The organism is Aeromonas sp. ASNIH8 (assembly GCF_002919855.1).
GTDB classification, from domain to species: Bacteria; Pseudomonadota; Gammaproteobacteria; order Enterobacterales; family Aeromonadaceae; genus Aeromonas; species Aeromonas caviae.
In genome coordinates, this window is record NZ_PQLN01000096.1 from 1 (window position 1) to 16,097 (window position 16,097).

The window sequence follows — 16,097 nt, forward strand, 5'->3', positions numbered from 1 at the left end:
ACGAGTGTGCTGGAAGGGGTGAACAACAAGATCAAAGTGATAAAGCGTATGGCATATGGATTTAGGGACTCAGAATACTTTTTTCTGAAAATCAAGGCGGCCTTCCCCGGAAAGCCGCGATGAACCATTTTTTTATGCCCGCCGTCCGTTTGCCCAATCAAAAGACCGCCTGCTGGCGGTCTTTTGCGTGATGTCTCGGCGATCAGGCGAGGCCCGCCAGCAGACGACTCCAGTTGCGCTTGGCAACGAGGAAACCGTCTCGCAACGTGCGGTACTCCAGTTGCAGCCTGAGCCTGTCGTAGCGTGCGAGGGCTGTGCGCTTGCGCTGCTCCAGCAGTGACTTGCGGCTGGCATAGTAGTGCTGGATCTGCAGGCTCAGCTTGTCGTACTCCTCCTGCAGCAGTGCCTGCCAGCGTTCCCTGTCATCCTGCTTGTGCACTCTGGCCTGGGCGCGCTTGAGCTGCATCTCCAGCCTGGCCTGTTCGATGCGTTCCTCCGGGCAGGATCTCAGGTCTTTGGCGAGCCCGCACCAGGCGGTTGTGCGGATCAGCCACTTGGTGGGGTCGAACTGCCACCACTGAATGCCGTTGCGGTAGTCGTTCTCGAACAGGTGATGGAAGTTGTGATAGCCCTCGCCAAAGGTGAAGAAGGCCAGGATGCCGTTGTCCCGGGCGCTGTTGCGATCCGTGAACGGTTGGCTGCCCCAGATGTGGGCCAGGGAGTTGATGAAGAAGGTGGTGTGATGAGTCATCACCATGCGCAGCACCCCGGCCAGCAACATCATGCCGAGCAGATCCCCGTGCAAGAGGCCGAGCAGCAGCGGAATGCCGATGTTGGTGACCAGGGCCAGGGCGAGATAGTGCCTGTGCTGGAAGGCGACCACGGGGTTGTTTTGCAGGTCGCGCACATTGCTGTAGTCGTGGTAGGTATCGCGCTGGTATTCCCGCAGCATCCAGCCGATGTGGGAGTACCAGAAGCCGCGACCCGCACTGTAGGGATCCTTCTGGTTGTCATCCACGTGGCGGTGGTGGCGGCGATGATCCGAGGACCAGTGCAGCGCCGAGTTCTGCAGGGCTAGCGCGCCTCCGATGGCGAAGATCCATTGCAGGGCCGGGTGCGCCTTGTAGGACTTGTGGGACCAGAGCCTGTGGTAGCCGGCGGTGATGGAGATGCCGCAATAGCAGAACAGCAGCAGGAAGCAGAGCCACTGCCAGAGGTCGTAGCCCTGGCTCAGTCCATACCAGGGGACCGCTATCAGTGCCGTCAGCCCGGAGAGGGCGAACAACAGGGTGTTGGTCATGATGATCGGGGGGCGGTCCATTTCACTCGGCTCCTTTCAGCGAACAGCTGTTCACTATTCTCCATTGAGCTGGAATGCGGGTCAATGGTAAAAAAGTCGGAGACAAACCTGATCCCGGCCCCGCCTTCGGGTTATCATCTGGCCTCGCTAATCTCAAGGTGACTGTTTTCGTGGGTATTCGCGCGCAACAAAAAGAAAAAACCCGGCGTACGCTGATCGAGGCGGCGTTCAGTCAACTCTGCGCCAACCGCAGTTTCTCCAACCTCAGCCTGCGGGAAGTGGCCAGAGAGGCGGGCATAGCGCCGACCTCCTTCTATCGCCACTTTCGGGACATGGAAGAGCTGGGGCTGACGCTGGTGGACGAGGGAGGGCTGACCCTGCGCCAACTGATGCGCCAGGCGCGCCAGCGCATTGCCGGTGGTGGCAGCGTCATCAGCACCTCGGTGCAGACCTTCATGGAATTCGTCGAAAACAACCCGAACATCTTCCGGCTGCTGCTGCGCGAGCGCTCCGGCACCTCGGCTGCGTTCCGTCAGGCGGTGGCCCGGGAGATCCAGCACTTCATCGCCGAGCTGACCGATTATCTGGAAGCCACCACGCAGGCGCCACGGGAAGAGGCCTATATCCAGGCCGAGGCCATGGTGACCATTGTCTTCAGCGCTGGTGCAGACGCCCTCGACATGACTCCGGAAGAGTGCAAGGCACTGTCGGAGCGCACCATCAGCCAGTTGCGGATGATCGCCATGGGCGCCGAGGTGCAGAACCGCAAGCGCCACGAATCTCTCACATAACGCAAGGATGGACAGCCTCATGCATGAACCGAACGCGATTCCGAAGAAGCCCCTGGTGCTGGCCCTGCTGATCGGTATCTGTGGCGATGCCTTCCTGTCGGCCTTGATGGAGTCGGTCGTCCCCTTCTCCTTCTACCCCCTCATCGCCCTGTTGCTGGCGGCCAGCCAGCTCTATCAGCACTATCGCCATGAGCCCATGGTGGGCAACACACCCAGTTGCATCCTGCTCTGCTTCTTTATCGGCGTGTTCGGCCATTCTGCCCTGGTCAAGGTGCAGTACCCCGAGCTTGGCAGCAACTTCTTCTCCCTCATTGCCATGCTGCTGCTGCTCGCCGCTCTCTCCATCAAGCTGGGAATCAGCCTCGGAAAAACGCAGAAGGAGTGACGAATCACTCCTTCTGGTCGGGCCGGGGGTGGCCTAGTCGGCCCTGGGGGGAGTCTCTCCCTTCTTCCTGGCGTCTATGATGGCCTGCAGCTTGGTGCGGATATCCATCATGCCGAACACCCCGAAGATCAGCACCTGGGTGAATTCGAGACGAGTGACCGCGAAGTAGGGTTTGCATGCCGCCTTGATCATGCTGGCCTGTACCCAGTGCATCAATATCACGATGACGCCGCACACCGGCAGAAAGCCGTTCAGTTTGCCCGGCAGGGTGCCCAGCAGGGCGAGTGCCACACCGAACCAGAAGAACAGCAGCACCCCCATCGCCAACAGATTAAACACCCGCTTCATCGTTTACCTCCCGTACATAGAGTTGATAGCAGGCCTGATGTGATCGACCTGCTTGTCCTTGAGCCGTTGTCCAAATTGACGGAGAAGGGGACTGTGCCCATCTCCCCTTTAAACAGCAGCGTCATGCTTGGTGTCCCGCAGATAGAGCTGATAGCAGACCTGACCCGCCTGCTTGTCCTTGAGTAGTTTCCAGCTGGCGGGCAGCGTCAGATCGGCCATCTCTTTTTCCCGCTCCAGATAGATGAGGGCATCGGATGCCAGCCAGCCGCGTTGCTCGAGCAGCTCGCACACCTGGGGCAGCAGCTCGCGACGAAACGGTGGGTCCAGAAAGACCAGATCGAACGGCGTGGCCGTGCCTTGCAGCCAGCTCACGGCATCGGCCTGGATCACCTGCCCCTGGCTGCTGCCCAGGGTCGTCAGGTTCTTCTTGAGCTGGTCGGCGGCGCCTCTGTCCATCTCGATCAGGGTGACCTGTTCGGCATAGCGGGACAAGGCTTCCAGCCCCAGCCCGCCGCTGCCGGCGAACAGATCCAGGCAGCGGGTACCGCGCACGTGGGGAGCCAGCCAGTTGAAGATGGTCTCCTTGACGCGATCCGTGGTGGGTCTGAGCCCTTCCACATCCCTGACGGGGAGTTTGCGCCCCTTCCATTGGCCGCTGATGATTCGTACCACGCCCGCTCGCCCCTGGGGGGCCGGGCTCTTGCTCGGGCTGTTACGGCTGGATTTCACTCTGGGCATCGCGTTTCGTCGTCAGAAAATAAAGTGATAGTATAAGGCGGTTCATTTTTATGCCGACCCGCCGAGGGACGGCTATCTTAGCAGTCAGCCTTTGATGTGAGTATTTTTAGATGGCAAAAGGTTTGTTTTCCTGGCTGGGTTTCGGCCGCAAGAAAGAAGAGGCTGAGGCCGTTCCATCGCAGGCGCCCGACGCTACCCCGGCGGTAGTCGAGTCGGAGGCCGCCGCTGTTCCCGCGCCTGTCGCCGATGTTGCCCCGGCTGATGCCCCCGCCGCCAAGCCCGAAGCGCCGCTGAGCGGCCCTGACGAAGGCCCCCTGGTTGTGGAAGAGCCGGAGGGCGAGCTTGAGCCCGTCATCGTCAATGAGGCCTTGATCGCCACCGAAGCTCAGGTCGCAGACGAAGCCATTGTTGCCGCCGAGGCTCGCGCTGCGGAAGAGGCTCGCATCGCTGCCGAAGCCCGCGCCGCAGAAGAAGCCCGTATTGCCGCCGAGGCTCGCGCTTCGGAAGAAGCTCGTATTGCCGCCGAAGCCCGCGCTGCGGAAGAGGCCCGTATTGCCGCCGAGGCTCGCGCCGCGGAAGAAGCCCGTATTGCCGCCGAAGCCCGCGCCGCAGAAGAAGCCCGTGTTGCCGCCGAAGCCCGTGCCGCGGAAGAAGCTCGTATTGCTGCCGAAGCCCGCGCTGCGGAAGAAGCTCGTCTTGCCGCCGAAGCCCGCGCCGCAGAAGAAGCCCGTGTGGCCGCCGAAGCCCGCGCTGCGGAAGAAGCTCGTATTGCTGCCGAGGCACGCGCCGCAGAAGAGGCTCGCATCGCTGCCGAAGCCCGTGCAGCAGAAGAAGCTCGTATTGCCGCCGAAGCTCGCGCTGCGGAAGAGGCTCGTATTGCCGCCGAAGCTCAGGCTGCCGAGGAAGCTCGTGTCGCCAAAGAGGCCCAGCGAGCGGAAGATTTGCGTCTGGTCGCCGCGATGGAGGCTGAGGCCGCCGCTCTGGCCGCTCTGCCACTGGCCGCCAAGGTGGACGACGACACTCAGGAGAAGCCGCAGCGGGAGGGCTTCTTTGCCCGCCTCAAGCGCAGCCTGGTGCGTACCAGGGAGAATATCGGTTCCGGTTTCTTCGGCCTGTTCAGCGGCAAGAAGATCGATGACGATCTGTTCGAAGAGCTGGAGACCCAGCTGCTGACCGCCGATCTTGGCGTCGACACCACCACCCGTATCATCGAGGGGCTGGTACAGCACGCGGACCGCAAGCAGCTCAAGGACGCCGAGGCGCTCTACGGTCTGCTCAAACAGGATATGGGCGAGATGCTGGCCAAGGTCGAGCAGCCCCTGGTGATCGACACCAGCAAGAAGCCTTACGTCATCCTGATGGTTGGCGTGAACGGCGTCGGCAAGACCACCACCATCGGCAAACTGGCCAAACAGTTCCAGGCCGAGGGCAAGAGCGTGATGCTGGCCGCTGGCGATACCTTCCGTGCTGCCGCCGTCGAGCAGCTGCAGGTGTGGGGTCAGCGCAACAACATTCCGGTGATTGCCCAGCACACCGGTGCCGACTCCGCCTCCGTCATCTATGACGCCATCGAGGCAGCCCGCTCCCGCGGGGCTGACGTGCTGATCGCCGACACTGCCGGCCGCCTGCAGAACAAGAGCAACCTGATGGAGGAGCTCAAGAAGGTGGTGCGGGTGATGAAGAAGCTGGACGATGCGGCACCCCACGAGATCATGCTGACTCTGGACGCAGGCACCGGCCAGAACGCATTGAGCCAGGCCAAGCTGTTCAGCGAGGCGGTGGGCCTGACCGGCATCACCCTCACCAAGCTGGACGGCACTGCCAAGGGTGGTGTCATCTTCGCGGTGGCCGACAAGTTCCAGATCCCGATCCGCTACATCGGGGTGGGCGAGGGGATCGACGATCTGCGCCCGTTCGTCGCCAACGACTTCATCGAGGCGCTCTTCAGCCGCGAAGAATAAATCCGGCCGACATGAGTCGGCCCGGCCGTGACGAGCACGTGTTCCATACCCCGACTCCGGTCGGGGTATGTCACTATGAGAGCGCAGGTATGGCTCATCCGGGCAAGGATGACATGCGGCATGGTTGCGACCGGTGTTGTCATCCAGGTGTTGTGCCGGTACGGGGGAGTGAGCGCCCCATGCTTTATCCCGGTCGGGGTTTGTCAATCTCAGGGAACCGTTATGATTCGTTTTGACAAGGTCAGCAAGGTCTACAGTGGCGGTCATCAAGCGCTGCAAAAGGTCAGTTTTCACCTGCGCAAGGGGGAGATGGCCTTCCTGACCGGCCATTCGGGGGCGGGCAAGAGTACCCTCCTCAAGCTCATCAGCGTGATGGAACGGCCGACCGACGGCCGCGTCTTCTTCCACGGCGATGACGTCAGCCACATCCAGCGCAGTCAGATCCCCTACGTGCGCCGCCAGATCGGCATGATCTTCCAGGATCACCGCCTGCTGATGGATCGTACCGTGTTCGACAACGTCGCCCTGCCCCTGGTGATCGATGGCTACAGCCATGGGGACATCAACAAGCGGGTGGCGGCGGCTCTGGACAAGGTCGGGCTGCTCGGCAAGGAGCGCTACCAGCCGCGCATGCTCTCCGGTGGTGAGCAGCAACGGGTCGGCATCGCCCGCGCCATCGTCAACAAACCCCCCCTGCTGCTGGCGGACGAGCCGACCGGCAACCTGGATCCCCAGCTTTCCATGGACATCATGCGCCTGTTCGAGGAGTTCAACCGCTTCGGCGTCTCCGTACTGATTGCCACTCACGATCTGGGGCTGATCGCCCGGATGCGCTACCGCACCCTGACCCTCAAGGCGGGTCGCATGTATTCGTCCGGGGAGGATCGCTGATGGCTATTGTTCGTCATAAACAGCCGCCGTTGCGTCGCTTGATGATGTATGGGGTGGATCACGTGCGCCAGGCCTTTGCCAGCCTGGGTGAGCTGTGGCGCAACCCGCTCGCCTCCCTGATGACCCTGGCGGTACTTGGCGTGAGTCTGGCGCTGCCTTCCTGTTTCCACGTATTGCTGAAGAATGCCGAAGTGGTAGAGGGGAGCTGGCAGACCAGCTCCCAGATCTCCCTCTATCTGCGCAAGGATCTGCCGGAGCAGAGCATCCTCGATATGAAGCAGCGGATCCTGCTCTATCCGGAAGTGGAGTCCGTCACTTATATGAACCGTGACGAGGCGCTCAGGGAATTTCGGGAGATCTCCGGTTTCGGTGATGCCCTGGATTATCTGGACAGCAACCCGCTGCCGCCGGTGCTGAGCGTGATCCCGGATCCGCGCTGGCAGAATCCCGAAGGGGCCGCCGAGCTGCTTGCCAAGCTGGAGAACGAGCCCGGTATCGAGCAGGGCAAGCTGGATCTGCAGTGGTTGACCCGGTTGCAGGGGATCATGAACCTGCTGCGCCACACCATTACAGGTATCGCGGTGTTGCTGCTCTCCGCTGTGTTGCTGATCGTGGGCAACACCCTGCGCCTGAACATTCTGAACCAGCGTTCCGAGATTGAAGTGCTCAAGCTGGTGGGCGCGACCGATGCCTTCATCCACCGTCCCTTCCTCTATACGGGCATCTGGTTTGGGGTCATCGGCGGCATGCTGGCCTGGTGGCTGACCGAGGTGATGGTGATCTGGAGCGAGGGGGTGGTGAAGGAGCTGGCGGGGCTCTACAACAGCAACTTCCGTCTGGTGGGGATGGGGGCGTTCGACGGCTTCAATCTCATATTGCTGGGCGCCCTGCTGGGGTTGATCGCCTCCTGGTTCTCGGTGCACAGGCACATTCGCGACATAGAACCGTCCTGATTAATTTGTCAGCATTTTAAAGCGCTGGATTTTGCGAACTGGATCAAGTAAAAGAGTGGCCCGTTTCTGGCACGGGCCACTTTCTCAGAGTAATCTGAATGGTGTCTGCGCCGAGGATCATATGTGGATCCTCTGAACCTTTTGATTTATCAATGGTCTATTGACTGCAGCAGAATGAATACGGGTATGGCCCCTATGCCTTGCTCGTCTGACTTGGCAAGCATGTGAAGGTTGCGAGCTCCGCAACAATGGACTTAGCATGCTACTTTTCAGGGGTCCTTTACTGTGACCCCTTTTTTTTGACTGTTCATTTATGATTCATGCCGTCAGCCTAAGATAGGCCGGGTTCATGCTGGGGTGATGTATGATGCAGCACGCAGAATGATACTTGGTTGGTAGACACGTCTTCTCAGGGTGTTAGACTGATTCGATTGAAAAGTAAGAGGTAGAACATGGGAACTTCATTGCAACGCACTATGGCTCTGATTCCGCAAGGTAGTCTGGAAGGCTATATCCAGGCCGTCAACTCGATCCCTGTGCTGAGCGCAGAGGAAGAGCGCGAACTGGCGATGCGTCTGCAGCAGGATGGCGATCTCGAAGCTGCACGCCAGCTCGTTATGTCGCACCTGCGTTTTGTCGTTCACGTGGCCAAGAGCTACTCCGGCTATGGCCTGCCTCAGGCCGATCTGGTGCAGGAAGGCAACATCGGCCTGATGAAAGCCGTCAAACGCTTCGACCCGAGCGTGGGCGTGCGTCTGGTCTCCTTCGCCGTGCACTGGATCAAAGCCGAAATCCACGAATATGTGTTGCGCAACTGGCGCATGGTCAAGGTGGCGACCACCAAGGCCCAGCGCAAGCTGTTCTTCAACCTGCGCAAGTCCAAGAAGCGTCTGGGCTGGCTGAACCACGAAGAGGTGCAGGCCGTGGCTGCCGACCTCGGAGTATCCGCTGCCGACGTCACCGAGATGGAAGCGCGCATGAGCAATTACGATCAGGCCTTCGATCTGGTCGGTGACGATGAAGACGAGGGTGGCTTCGCGCCGGTGCACTATCTGGAAGACAAATCTTCCGATCTCGCGGCGAACATCGAGAACGACAACTGGGACAGCCATGCCACCCGTCGCCTGAGTGCGGCCATGGCGACCCTGGACGAGCGCAGCCAGCACATCATCCGTGCCCGCTGGCTCGATGACGAGAGCAAGACCACCCTGCAGGAGCTGGCCGATACTTACGGCGTCTCGGCCGAGCGGGTGCGCCAGCTTGAGAAAAACGCGCTGAAGAAGCTGAAAGATGCCATGGATGCCTGACGGCCTCCTCCGGTAAGAAGCAGGGCCTGATGGCCCTGTTTTTGTTTTGAGGGGATCTGGTCGGCCTTGCCTTGGTTACCCTTGTGTATGGTATGTTGCCGCCACTGCCACAGTAGGGAGAGCAGAAGTGAAACTGTTGAACGACTTGTTTACCAACAACCGCGAGTGGGCGGAACGGATCAAGGCCGAGGATCCCAATTTCTTCGCTACCCTGTCCGCCCAGCAGGCACCCGAGTACCTCTGGATCGGCTGTTCCGACAGCCGGGTTCCAGCCAACCAGCTGATGGGGCTCTTGCCGGGGGACGTCTTTGTCCACCGCAACGTCGCCAACCTGGTGGTGCACACCGATTTCAACTGCCTCTCGGTGCTGCAATACGCGGTGGAGGTGCTCAAGGTGAAGCACATCATCGTCTGCGGCCACTATGGCTGCGGTGGCGTCAAGGCTGCGATGCAGAACCAGGAGCTGGGTCTCATCGACAACTGGCTGCGCAACATCAAGGACGTCTACTTCAAATACGGCGAACAGCTCGAAGCCATCGAGGATGAGCACGAGCGCTTCGACTACCTGTGCGAGCTGAACGTGGCCGAGCAGGTCGCCAACGTCTGCCACACCACCATCATCCAGAATGCCTGGCGCAAGGGGCAGGAGCTGGCGGTGCACGGCTGGATCTACGGCATCAAGGATGGCCTGCTGCATGATCTCGATCTCTGCATCAGCGGCCCTGACCAGATCCCGGACGTCTATCGCGCCTGGCCGGACATGCGTCCGCCCCACCGTCGCCGCTGAGGACCATCCGGTGGCTCCTGCGCTCTACCTTCAGATAAAGCAGCACATCCTGGACGGGATCCGCGAACGCCACTATCAGGCGGGCGACCGGATCCCGACCGAGGCCGCCCTGTGCGAGCAGTTTGCCGTGAGCCGCATGACGGTGAACAAGGCGCTGCGTGAGCTGGTGGCCGAAGGCTGGCTGGTGCGCACCGCCGGATCCGGCAGTTTCGTGGCCGACAGGCGTACCGAGTCGCCGCTCCTGGCGATTCGCAATATTGCAGACGAGATCGCCGAGCGGGGCAGCGAGTACAGCGCGCGGGTGATCCGGCTGCAACGTCAGGCCGCCGACGAGAAAGTAGCGGTACGTCTGGGCCTGCGGGTCGGGGCGCCCACCTTTCACAGCCTCATCGTCCATCAGGCCGATGGGGAGCCGCTGCAACTGGAGGAGCGCTTCGTCGATGCCGAGCGACTGCCCGGTTATGGCGAGCAGGATTTCACCCAGCAGACGCCAAACAGCTATCTGATGGAGATCTGCCCCCTCTCCGAGATGGAGCACGTGGTAGAAGCCGTGTTGCCGAGTGCTGGTGAAGCCGGACTGCTGCAAGTGAGGGTCGACACCCCCTGCCTGCTGCTGCACCGGCGCACCTGGTCAGACGGCTGTCTGGTCTCCTATGCCAGATTGTTGTCGCCGGGTTCCCGCTACAAGCTGAGCTCCAAGACGCGTCTCGCATAATTGTATATACCAATTAAGCATTTAAAAGCCCACCTCTCGGTGGGCTTTTTTGTGTTTACACTCTAATAAAGCCGCTGTTATCAAGATGTGAACTTGATCCTTCCTTTCTTTTCAGAGATCGGCTATAAATTATTGTATATACATTTAGAGGTCGGTATGAACAAGGAACTGTTGAACTGCGAGCGGGTCTGGCTCAACGTGACACCCGCCACCCTGCGCCCCGATCTGGCGGACTACGGCCTGCTGGAGCCCCATGCCCTTGGCGTGCGGGATGGCAAGATCCACGCTCTGGTCCCCATGCAGGATCTCAAGGGCCCCTATGCCGCCTCCTGGCAGGACATGAAGGGGAAGCTGGTCACCCCCGGTCTCATCGATTGCCACACCCACCTCATCTTCGCCGGCAGTCGCGCCGAAGAGTTCGAGCTGCGCCAGAAGGGAGTCCCCTATGCGGAGATCGCCCGCAAGGGAGGCGGTATCATCAACACGGTGCGCGCCACCCGGGCTGCCAGCGAGGAGCGGCTCTATGAGCTGGCGTTGCCGCGGATCAAGTCCCTGATCCGGGAAGGGGTCACCACAGTCGAAATCAAGTCCGGCTACGGCCTCACCCTGGAAGACGAGCTCAAGATGTTGCGGGTGGCCCGTCGTCTGGGAGAGACGCAACCTATCCGGGTCAAGACCACGCTGCTGGCGGCCCATGCGGTGCCGCCGGAGTATCGCGACGATCCCGACTCCTGGGTCGAGACCATCTGCCAGGAGATCATCCCGGCGGCGGCCGAGGCAGGTCTCGCGGATGCGGTGGATGTCTTCTGCGAGCACATCGGCTTCTCCCTTGCCCAGACCGAGCAGGTCTATCTGGCGGCGGATCAGTACAACCTCGCGGTGAAAGGGCACATGGATCAGCTCTCCAACCTGGGGGGCAGCACGCTCGCCGCCCACTTCGGCGCCCTCTCTGTGGATCACCTGGAGTACCTGGATCAGGACGGGATCCAGGCGCTGGCCCACCGTGGCGTGGTCGCCACCCTGCTGCCCACCGCTTTCTATTTCCTCAAGGAGACCAAGCTGCCCCCGGTCACCGCCTTGCGCAAGGCGGGGGTACCCATGGCTGTCTCTTCCGACATCAACCCGGGCACGGCCCCCATCGTCTCCCTGCGCATGGCCATGAACATGGCTTGCACCCTGTTTGGCCTGACCCCGGTGGAGGCCATGGCCGGGGTGACCCGCCACGCCGCCAGGGCGCTCGGTGAGCAGGAACGGCTGGGGCAGCTCAAGGTCGGCATGCTGGCGGATTTCCTTGTCTGGAACTGCGGCCATCCGGCCGAGCTCAGCTACCTCATCGGTGTCGATCAGCTGGTGAGCCGTGTGGTCAACGGGGAGGAGACCCTTCATGGATAAGTTCAACGGGATCGACATGTCGGTCTGGCAGGGGCGTCAGGATCCCGAAGACGGCAAGCTGGCCCTGCGCTGGCACGATAGGGTGCAACCCTGGCAGGGGAATCGCGAACCCGGCGTGGTGCTGCTCGGCTTTGCCTGTGACGAAGGGGTGCGCCGCAACAAGGGGCGGGTCGGTGCGGCCGGTGCACCGCTGGCGGTGCGCAAGCTGCTGGCCAACACGGCCTGGCATCTGGGAGCCCCCGTCTATGACGGCGGGGATCTGGCCTGTGAGGACGGCGATCTCGATGCCGCCCACGGGCGCTTGGCCGAGCGGGTCGCGAGTGCGCTGGATCAGGGGCACTTCCCCCTGGTGCTGGGAGGCGGCCACGAGGTGGCGTTTGGCAGCTGGAGCGGCCTGAACCGTCATCTTGGCGGCGAAGGACGGGTCGGGATCATCAATTTCGACGCCCACTTCGATCTGCGCATGAAACAGGAGCAGGCGAGCTCGGGCACCCCCTTCTTCCAGATTGCCGAGCAGTGCGCTGCCCAGGGCACCCCCTTTCACTATGCCTGTCTCGGGGTGGCCGAAACCGCCAATACCGCGGCGCTCTTTGCCCGCGCCGAGGCGCTGGGAGTCTGGCACGTGCTGGACGAGGCGATGACGCCGACCGAGCTGCCAGCCTTGCTAGGCGGGCTGGATGCCTTCATCGCCCGTTGCGACCACCTCTATCTCACCATCGATCTCGACGTGCTGCCGGCGGCGGTGATGCCGGGAGTGAGCGCTCCCGCCGCTCGCGGCGTGGAGCTGGCGGTCATCGAGCCGCTCATCGCCCATATCCGGGCCAGCGGCAAGCTCAGGCTCGCCGATCTGGCCGAGTACAACCCGAACCTGGATCAGGACAACCGCAGTGCCCGCGTGGCCGCGCGCCTGGTTCACCAGTTGACCAAGTAGTGGCGCACCGCGCCGCCTGACTGCATCGCTAAACAAGGAGTGTCTATGTCTGTACAACACCAGGATCCCCGCCACGATCCGAGCCGCGTGATCCGTGCTCCCCACGGCACCCAGCTGACCGCCAAGAGCTGGCTCACCGAAGCGCCACTGCGGATGCTGATGAACAACCTGGATCCGGATGTTGCCGAGCATCCCCAGTCCCTGGTGGTGTACGGCGGCATCGGCCGCGCCGCCCGCAACTGGGCCTGCTATGACAAGATCGTCGAGGTGCTGACCCGGCTCGAGGACGATCAGACCCTGCTGGTGCAATCCGGCAAGCCGGTCGGGGTGTTCCAGACCCACAAGGATGCGCCGCGGGTGCTCATCGCCAACTCCAACCTGGTGCCCCACTGGGCCAACTGGGAGCACTTCAACGAGCTCGACAAGAAGGGTTTGATGATGTACGGCCAGATGACCGCCGGCTCCTGGATCTACATCGGCACCCAGGGGATAGTGCAGGGCACCTACGAGACCTTCTTCGCGGTGGCCAACCAGCACTTCAATGGCGAGCCCAAAGGGCGATGGATCCTGACCGGCGGGCTCGGCGGCATGGGCGGCGCCCAGCCTCTGGCCGCCACCATGGCCGGTTTCTCCATGATCGCCGTGGAGTGCGACGAGACCCGTATCGATTTTCGTCTGCGTACCCGCTACGTCGACAAGAAGGCCCACAGCCTGGATGAGGCGCTGGCCATGGTCGAGGAGGCCAAACGCAGCGGTACCGCCGTCTCCGTCGGCCTGCTCGGCAACGCCGCCGACGTCTTCGCCGAGCTGGTGGCTCGCGGCATCACGCCGGACGTGGTGACCGACCAGACCTCCGCCCATGACCCGGTACACGGCTACCTGCCCCAGGGCTGGAGCGTGGCCCAATGGCGCGATCTGCAAAAGAGCGCACCGGACGAGGTCAACGTGGCGGCTCGCCGCTCCATGGCCCGTCAGGTCGAAGCCATGCTGACCCTGCAATCCCGCGGCGCCGCCACGCTCGATTACGGCAACAACATCCGCCAGATGGCGCTGGAAGAGGGGGTCAAGAATGCCTTCGACTTCCCGGGCTTCGTGCCGGCCTACATCCGCCCGCTGTTCTGCGAGGGCATTGGCCCGTTCCGCTGGGTGGCGCTCTCCGGCGACCCGGAAGACATCTACAAGACAGATCAGAAAGTGAAAGAGCTGATCCCGGACGATCCCCACCTGCACAACTGGCTCGACATGGCCCGCGAGCGCATCGCCTTCCAGGGCCTGCCGGCGCGGATCTGCTGGGTCGGTGTCAAGGATCGGGTGCGCCTGGGCCTGGCCTTCAACGAGATGGTGAAGAATGGCGAGCTGAAGGCACCGGTCGTCATCGGCCGTGACCACCTTGACTCCGGCTCGGTGGCGAGCCCGAACCGCGAGACCGAGTCGATGATGGATGGCTCCGACGCCGTTTCCGACTGGCCGCTGCTCAACGCCCTGCTCAACACCGCCGGCGGCGCGACCTGGGTCTCCCTGCACCACGGTGGCGGGGTCGGCATGGGCTTCTCCCAGCACTCCGGCGTGGTGATCGTCTGTGACGGCACCGACGATGCCGCCAAGCGGGTCGGCCGCGTGCTGCGCAACGACCCGGCCACCGGGGTGATGCGTCACGCCGACGCCGGCTACGAGATTGCCATCAACTGTGCCGTTGATGCGAAACTGGATCTGCCGATGATCGACGCCACCGGCAAAGGGGTGAAATAAGATGTTCGAACTGAATCTGCAACCGGGCAAACTCTGCCTCGCCACCCTGCGCCGTGTCAGCCGCGAGCCGGTACACGTCAGCCTGGATCCGGCTGCCCTGGCGGGGATCCACGCCTCCGCCGCCGTGGTCACCAAGGTGATCGAGCAAAACCGGGTGGTCTATGGCATCAACACCGGCTTTGGCCTGCTGGCCAATACCCGGATCCCGGTGGAGCAGCTGGACGAGCTGCAACGCTCCATCGTGCTCTCTCATGCGGCAGGAATTGGCGAGTACATGGATGACGCCACCGTGCGGTTGATGATGGTGCTCAAGGTCAACTCGCTCGCCCGTGGCTTCTCTGGCATTCGGCTGACGGTGCTCGAGGCCCTGATGACCCTTATCAACGCCGAGGTCTACCCCGTGGTGCCGAAGAAGGGCTCCGTCGGCGCTTCCGGCGATCTGGCGCCCCTGGCTCATATGAGCTGCCTGCTGATCGGTGAAGGCAAGGCCCGTCACAAGGGTGAGCTGATCGACGCCGCCACTGCCCTGAAGATTGCAGGATTGGAGCCCATCGCCCTGGCGCCGAAAGAGGGGCTGGCCCTGCTCAACGGCACCCAGGCGAGCACCGCCTTCGCGCTGGAAGGGCTGTTCCATGCCGAGGATCTCTACGCCGGCGCCATCACCATCGGTGCCATGAGCGTTGAAGCTGCCCTCGGCAGCCGCCGGCCGTTCGATGCCCGCATCCACGAGGTGCGCGGTCAGCGCGGCCAGATCGATGCGGCCGCCTGCTACCGCCACCTGCTGGTGGACGGCAGCGAGATCGGCATGTCCCACCACAACTGCGAGAAGGTGCAGGATCCTTACTCCCTGCGCTGTCAGCCCCAGGTGATGGGCGCCTGCCTGACCCAAATCCGTCAGGCCGCCGAGGTGCTGGTGTGCGAGGCCAACGCGGTCTCCGACAACCCCCTGGTGTTTGCCGAGGATGAGGAGATCATCTCCGGCGGCAACTTCCACGCAGAACCCGTGGCCTTTGCCGCCGACAACCTGGCCCTGGCCATCGCCGAGATCGGGTCGCTGTCCGAGCGGCGCATGGCGCTACTCATCGACTCGCGCATGTCCGGCCTGCCGGCCTTCCTAGTGAACAACGGCGGGGTGAACTCCGGTTTCATGATCGCCCAGGTTACTTCGGCGGCCCTGGCCTCCGAGAACAAGACCCTGGCCCACCCGGCCTCGGTGGACAGCCTGCCCACCTCGGCCAACCAGGAGGACCACGTCTCCATGGCCACCTTCGCCGGTCGCCGGCTGGCGGACATGGCCGAGAACACCCGTGGCATCCTGGCGGTGGAACTGCTGGCAGCGGCCCAGGGGCTCGACTTCCGCGCACCCCTGCGCTCCACCGAGCTCATCGAGCTGGCCAAGGGCCGTCTGCGGGAAGAGGTCAGCTTCTATGACAAGGACAGGTACTTTGCACCGGACATCGAGGCGGCCGCCGCCTTGCTGGGCCGTGCCAGCTACAACGACCTGATCCCGGCCGGGACTCTGCCCAGCCTCTGAGACCCAGAGTCTGAGCAACCATAAAAAAGACCGCCCATGGGGCGCAATGCTGATCAGTTAAGGATCCATTGACCGATCCTTCTGCTGTAGGACAATCCGGAACCAATCACTGGTTCCGGATTTTTTTATGTCTATTGCAAACGATCTGAACGATGTTGTTGAGGCATCTGGCGACATGCTGGCTCGGCTGGCCATTTTTGCCGACCATATTCCCGACGAATGGATTACTGCCGCTGCCGCCTTGTCTGAAAAGGCCACTATCCGCCGACGCCGCTTACCTTCTGATATGGTCTTGTGGCTCGTCGTGGGGATGGC

General features: G+C 62.3%; 17 protein-coding genes. 14 read left to right on the plus strand and 3 right to left on the minus strand.

The genetic code is table 11. The annotated features are described in order from the left end of the window. The coding region (locus C3418_RS19235; RefSeq protein WP_139700475.1) for a transposase at positions 1-123 on the plus strand (123 nt) is incomplete at its 5' end. A 79-nt stretch (positions 124-202) separates the two neighbouring features. Here the strand turns inward: C3418_RS19235 and C3418_RS19240 are convergent. Then, entirely contained in the window at positions 203-1,321 is a 1,119-nt protein-coding gene (locus tag C3418_RS19240; RefSeq protein ID WP_103859092.1) for a fatty acid desaturase, read from the minus strand. Positions 1,322-1,470: 149 nt separating this feature from the next. Between C3418_RS19240 and fabR the strand changes: the two genes are divergently transcribed. Both fabR and C3418_RS19250 read left to right on the plus strand, forming a co-directional pair. Beyond that, positions 1,471-2,091, plus strand: a complete 621-nt coding sequence (gene fabR / locus C3418_RS19245; protein WP_010672598.1) for an HTH-type transcriptional repressor FabR — start codon at positions 1,471-1,473, stop codon at positions 2,089-2,091. A 19-nt stretch (positions 2,092-2,110) separates the two neighbouring features. Beyond that, complete coding sequence (locus tag C3418_RS19250; protein ID WP_041212194.1) at positions 2,111-2,476, plus strand: YijD family membrane protein; 366 nt, start codon at positions 2,111-2,113, stop codon at positions 2,474-2,476. A 33-nt stretch (positions 2,477-2,509) separates the two neighbouring features. Here C3418_RS19250 and C3418_RS19255 read toward each other — a convergent pair whose 3' ends face one another. Both C3418_RS19255 and rsmD read right to left on the minus strand, forming a co-directional pair. After that, positions 2,510-2,824 carry a DUF1145 domain-containing protein gene (locus C3418_RS19255; protein WP_010672600.1) on the minus strand — a complete coding sequence of 105 codons (315 nt, stop codon included), beginning with the start codon at positions 2,822-2,824 and terminating at the stop codon, positions 2,510-2,512. Positions 2,825-2,932: 108 nt separating this feature from the next. Continuing rightward, positions 2,933-3,562 carry a 16S rRNA (guanine(966)-N(2))-methyltransferase RsmD gene (gene rsmD / locus C3418_RS19260; protein WP_043154418.1) on the minus strand — a complete coding sequence of 210 codons (630 nt, stop codon included), beginning with the start codon at positions 3,560-3,562 and terminating at the stop codon, positions 2,933-2,935. 110 nt (positions 3,563-3,672) lie between these two features. Here rsmD and ftsY point away from each other — a divergent pair, with 110 nt between their 5' ends. From ftsY to C3418_RS19315, 11 genes are all read left to right on the plus strand, one after another. Continuing rightward, positions 3,673-5,523, plus strand: a complete 1,851-nt coding sequence (gene ftsY / locus C3418_RS19265) for a signal recognition particle-docking protein FtsY (RefSeq protein WP_103859093.1) — start codon at positions 3,673-3,675, stop codon at positions 5,521-5,523. 222 nt (positions 5,524-5,745) lie between these two features. Continuing rightward, positions 5,746-6,414 carry a cell division ATP-binding protein FtsE gene (gene ftsE / locus C3418_RS19270; RefSeq protein WP_010672603.1) on the plus strand — a complete coding sequence of 223 codons (669 nt, stop codon included), beginning with the start codon at positions 5,746-5,748 and terminating at the stop codon, positions 6,412-6,414. Continuing rightward, the gene (gene ftsX, locus C3418_RS19275) at positions 6,414-7,367 is read left to right on the plus strand and encodes a permease-like cell division protein FtsX (protein ID WP_029313524.1); all 954 of its coding nucleotides are present in this window, start codon (positions 6,414-6,416) and stop codon (positions 7,365-7,367) included. Before ftsE ends, ftsX begins: the two co-directional genes overlap by 1 nt. A gap of 452 nt (positions 7,368-7,819) precedes the next feature. Then, positions 7,820-8,674 (plus strand): RNA polymerase sigma factor RpoH, encoded by an 855-nt coding sequence (gene rpoH / locus C3418_RS19280; protein WP_029313526.1) that lies wholly within the window; start codon positions 7,820-7,822, stop codon positions 8,672-8,674. Between the two features lie 127 nt (positions 8,675-8,801). Next, positions 8,802-9,461, plus strand: a complete 660-nt coding sequence (gene can, locus C3418_RS19285) for a carbonate dehydratase (protein ID WP_010672606.1) — start codon at positions 8,802-8,804, stop codon at positions 9,459-9,461. A 10-nt stretch (positions 9,462-9,471) separates the two neighbouring features. Further along, on the plus strand, positions 9,472-10,176 hold the full coding sequence (gene hutC, locus C3418_RS19290) for a histidine utilization repressor (RefSeq protein WP_041212197.1): 705 nt from the start codon (positions 9,472-9,474) through the stop codon (positions 10,174-10,176). 156 nt (positions 10,177-10,332) lie between these two features. After that, on the plus strand, positions 10,333-11,568 hold the full coding sequence (gene hutI / locus C3418_RS19295) for an imidazolonepropionase (RefSeq protein WP_181023127.1): 1,236 nt from the start codon (positions 10,333-10,335) through the stop codon (positions 11,566-11,568). Beyond that, positions 11,561-12,499, plus strand: a complete 939-nt coding sequence (gene hutG / locus C3418_RS19300; protein ID WP_103859095.1) for a formimidoylglutamase — start codon at positions 11,561-11,563, stop codon at positions 12,497-12,499. The genes hutI and hutG overlap by 8 nt, the downstream gene beginning before the upstream one ends. 45 nt (positions 12,500-12,544) lie before the next feature. Next, positions 12,545-14,248, plus strand: a complete 1,704-nt coding sequence (gene hutU / locus C3418_RS19305; RefSeq protein WP_049637316.1) for a urocanate hydratase — start codon at positions 12,545-12,547, stop codon at positions 14,246-14,248. A 1-nt stretch (position 14,249) separates the two neighbouring features. Next, a complete protein-coding gene (hutH, locus tag C3418_RS19310) occupies positions 14,250-15,782 on the plus strand; it encodes a histidine ammonia-lyase (RefSeq protein WP_010672611.1) in 1,533 nt (510 codons plus the stop codon). A 127-nt stretch (positions 15,783-15,909) separates the two neighbouring features. Then, a partial coding sequence (locus C3418_RS19315) for a transposase domain-containing protein (protein WP_181023087.1) occupies positions 15,910-16,097 on the plus strand: 188 nt, incomplete at its 3' end.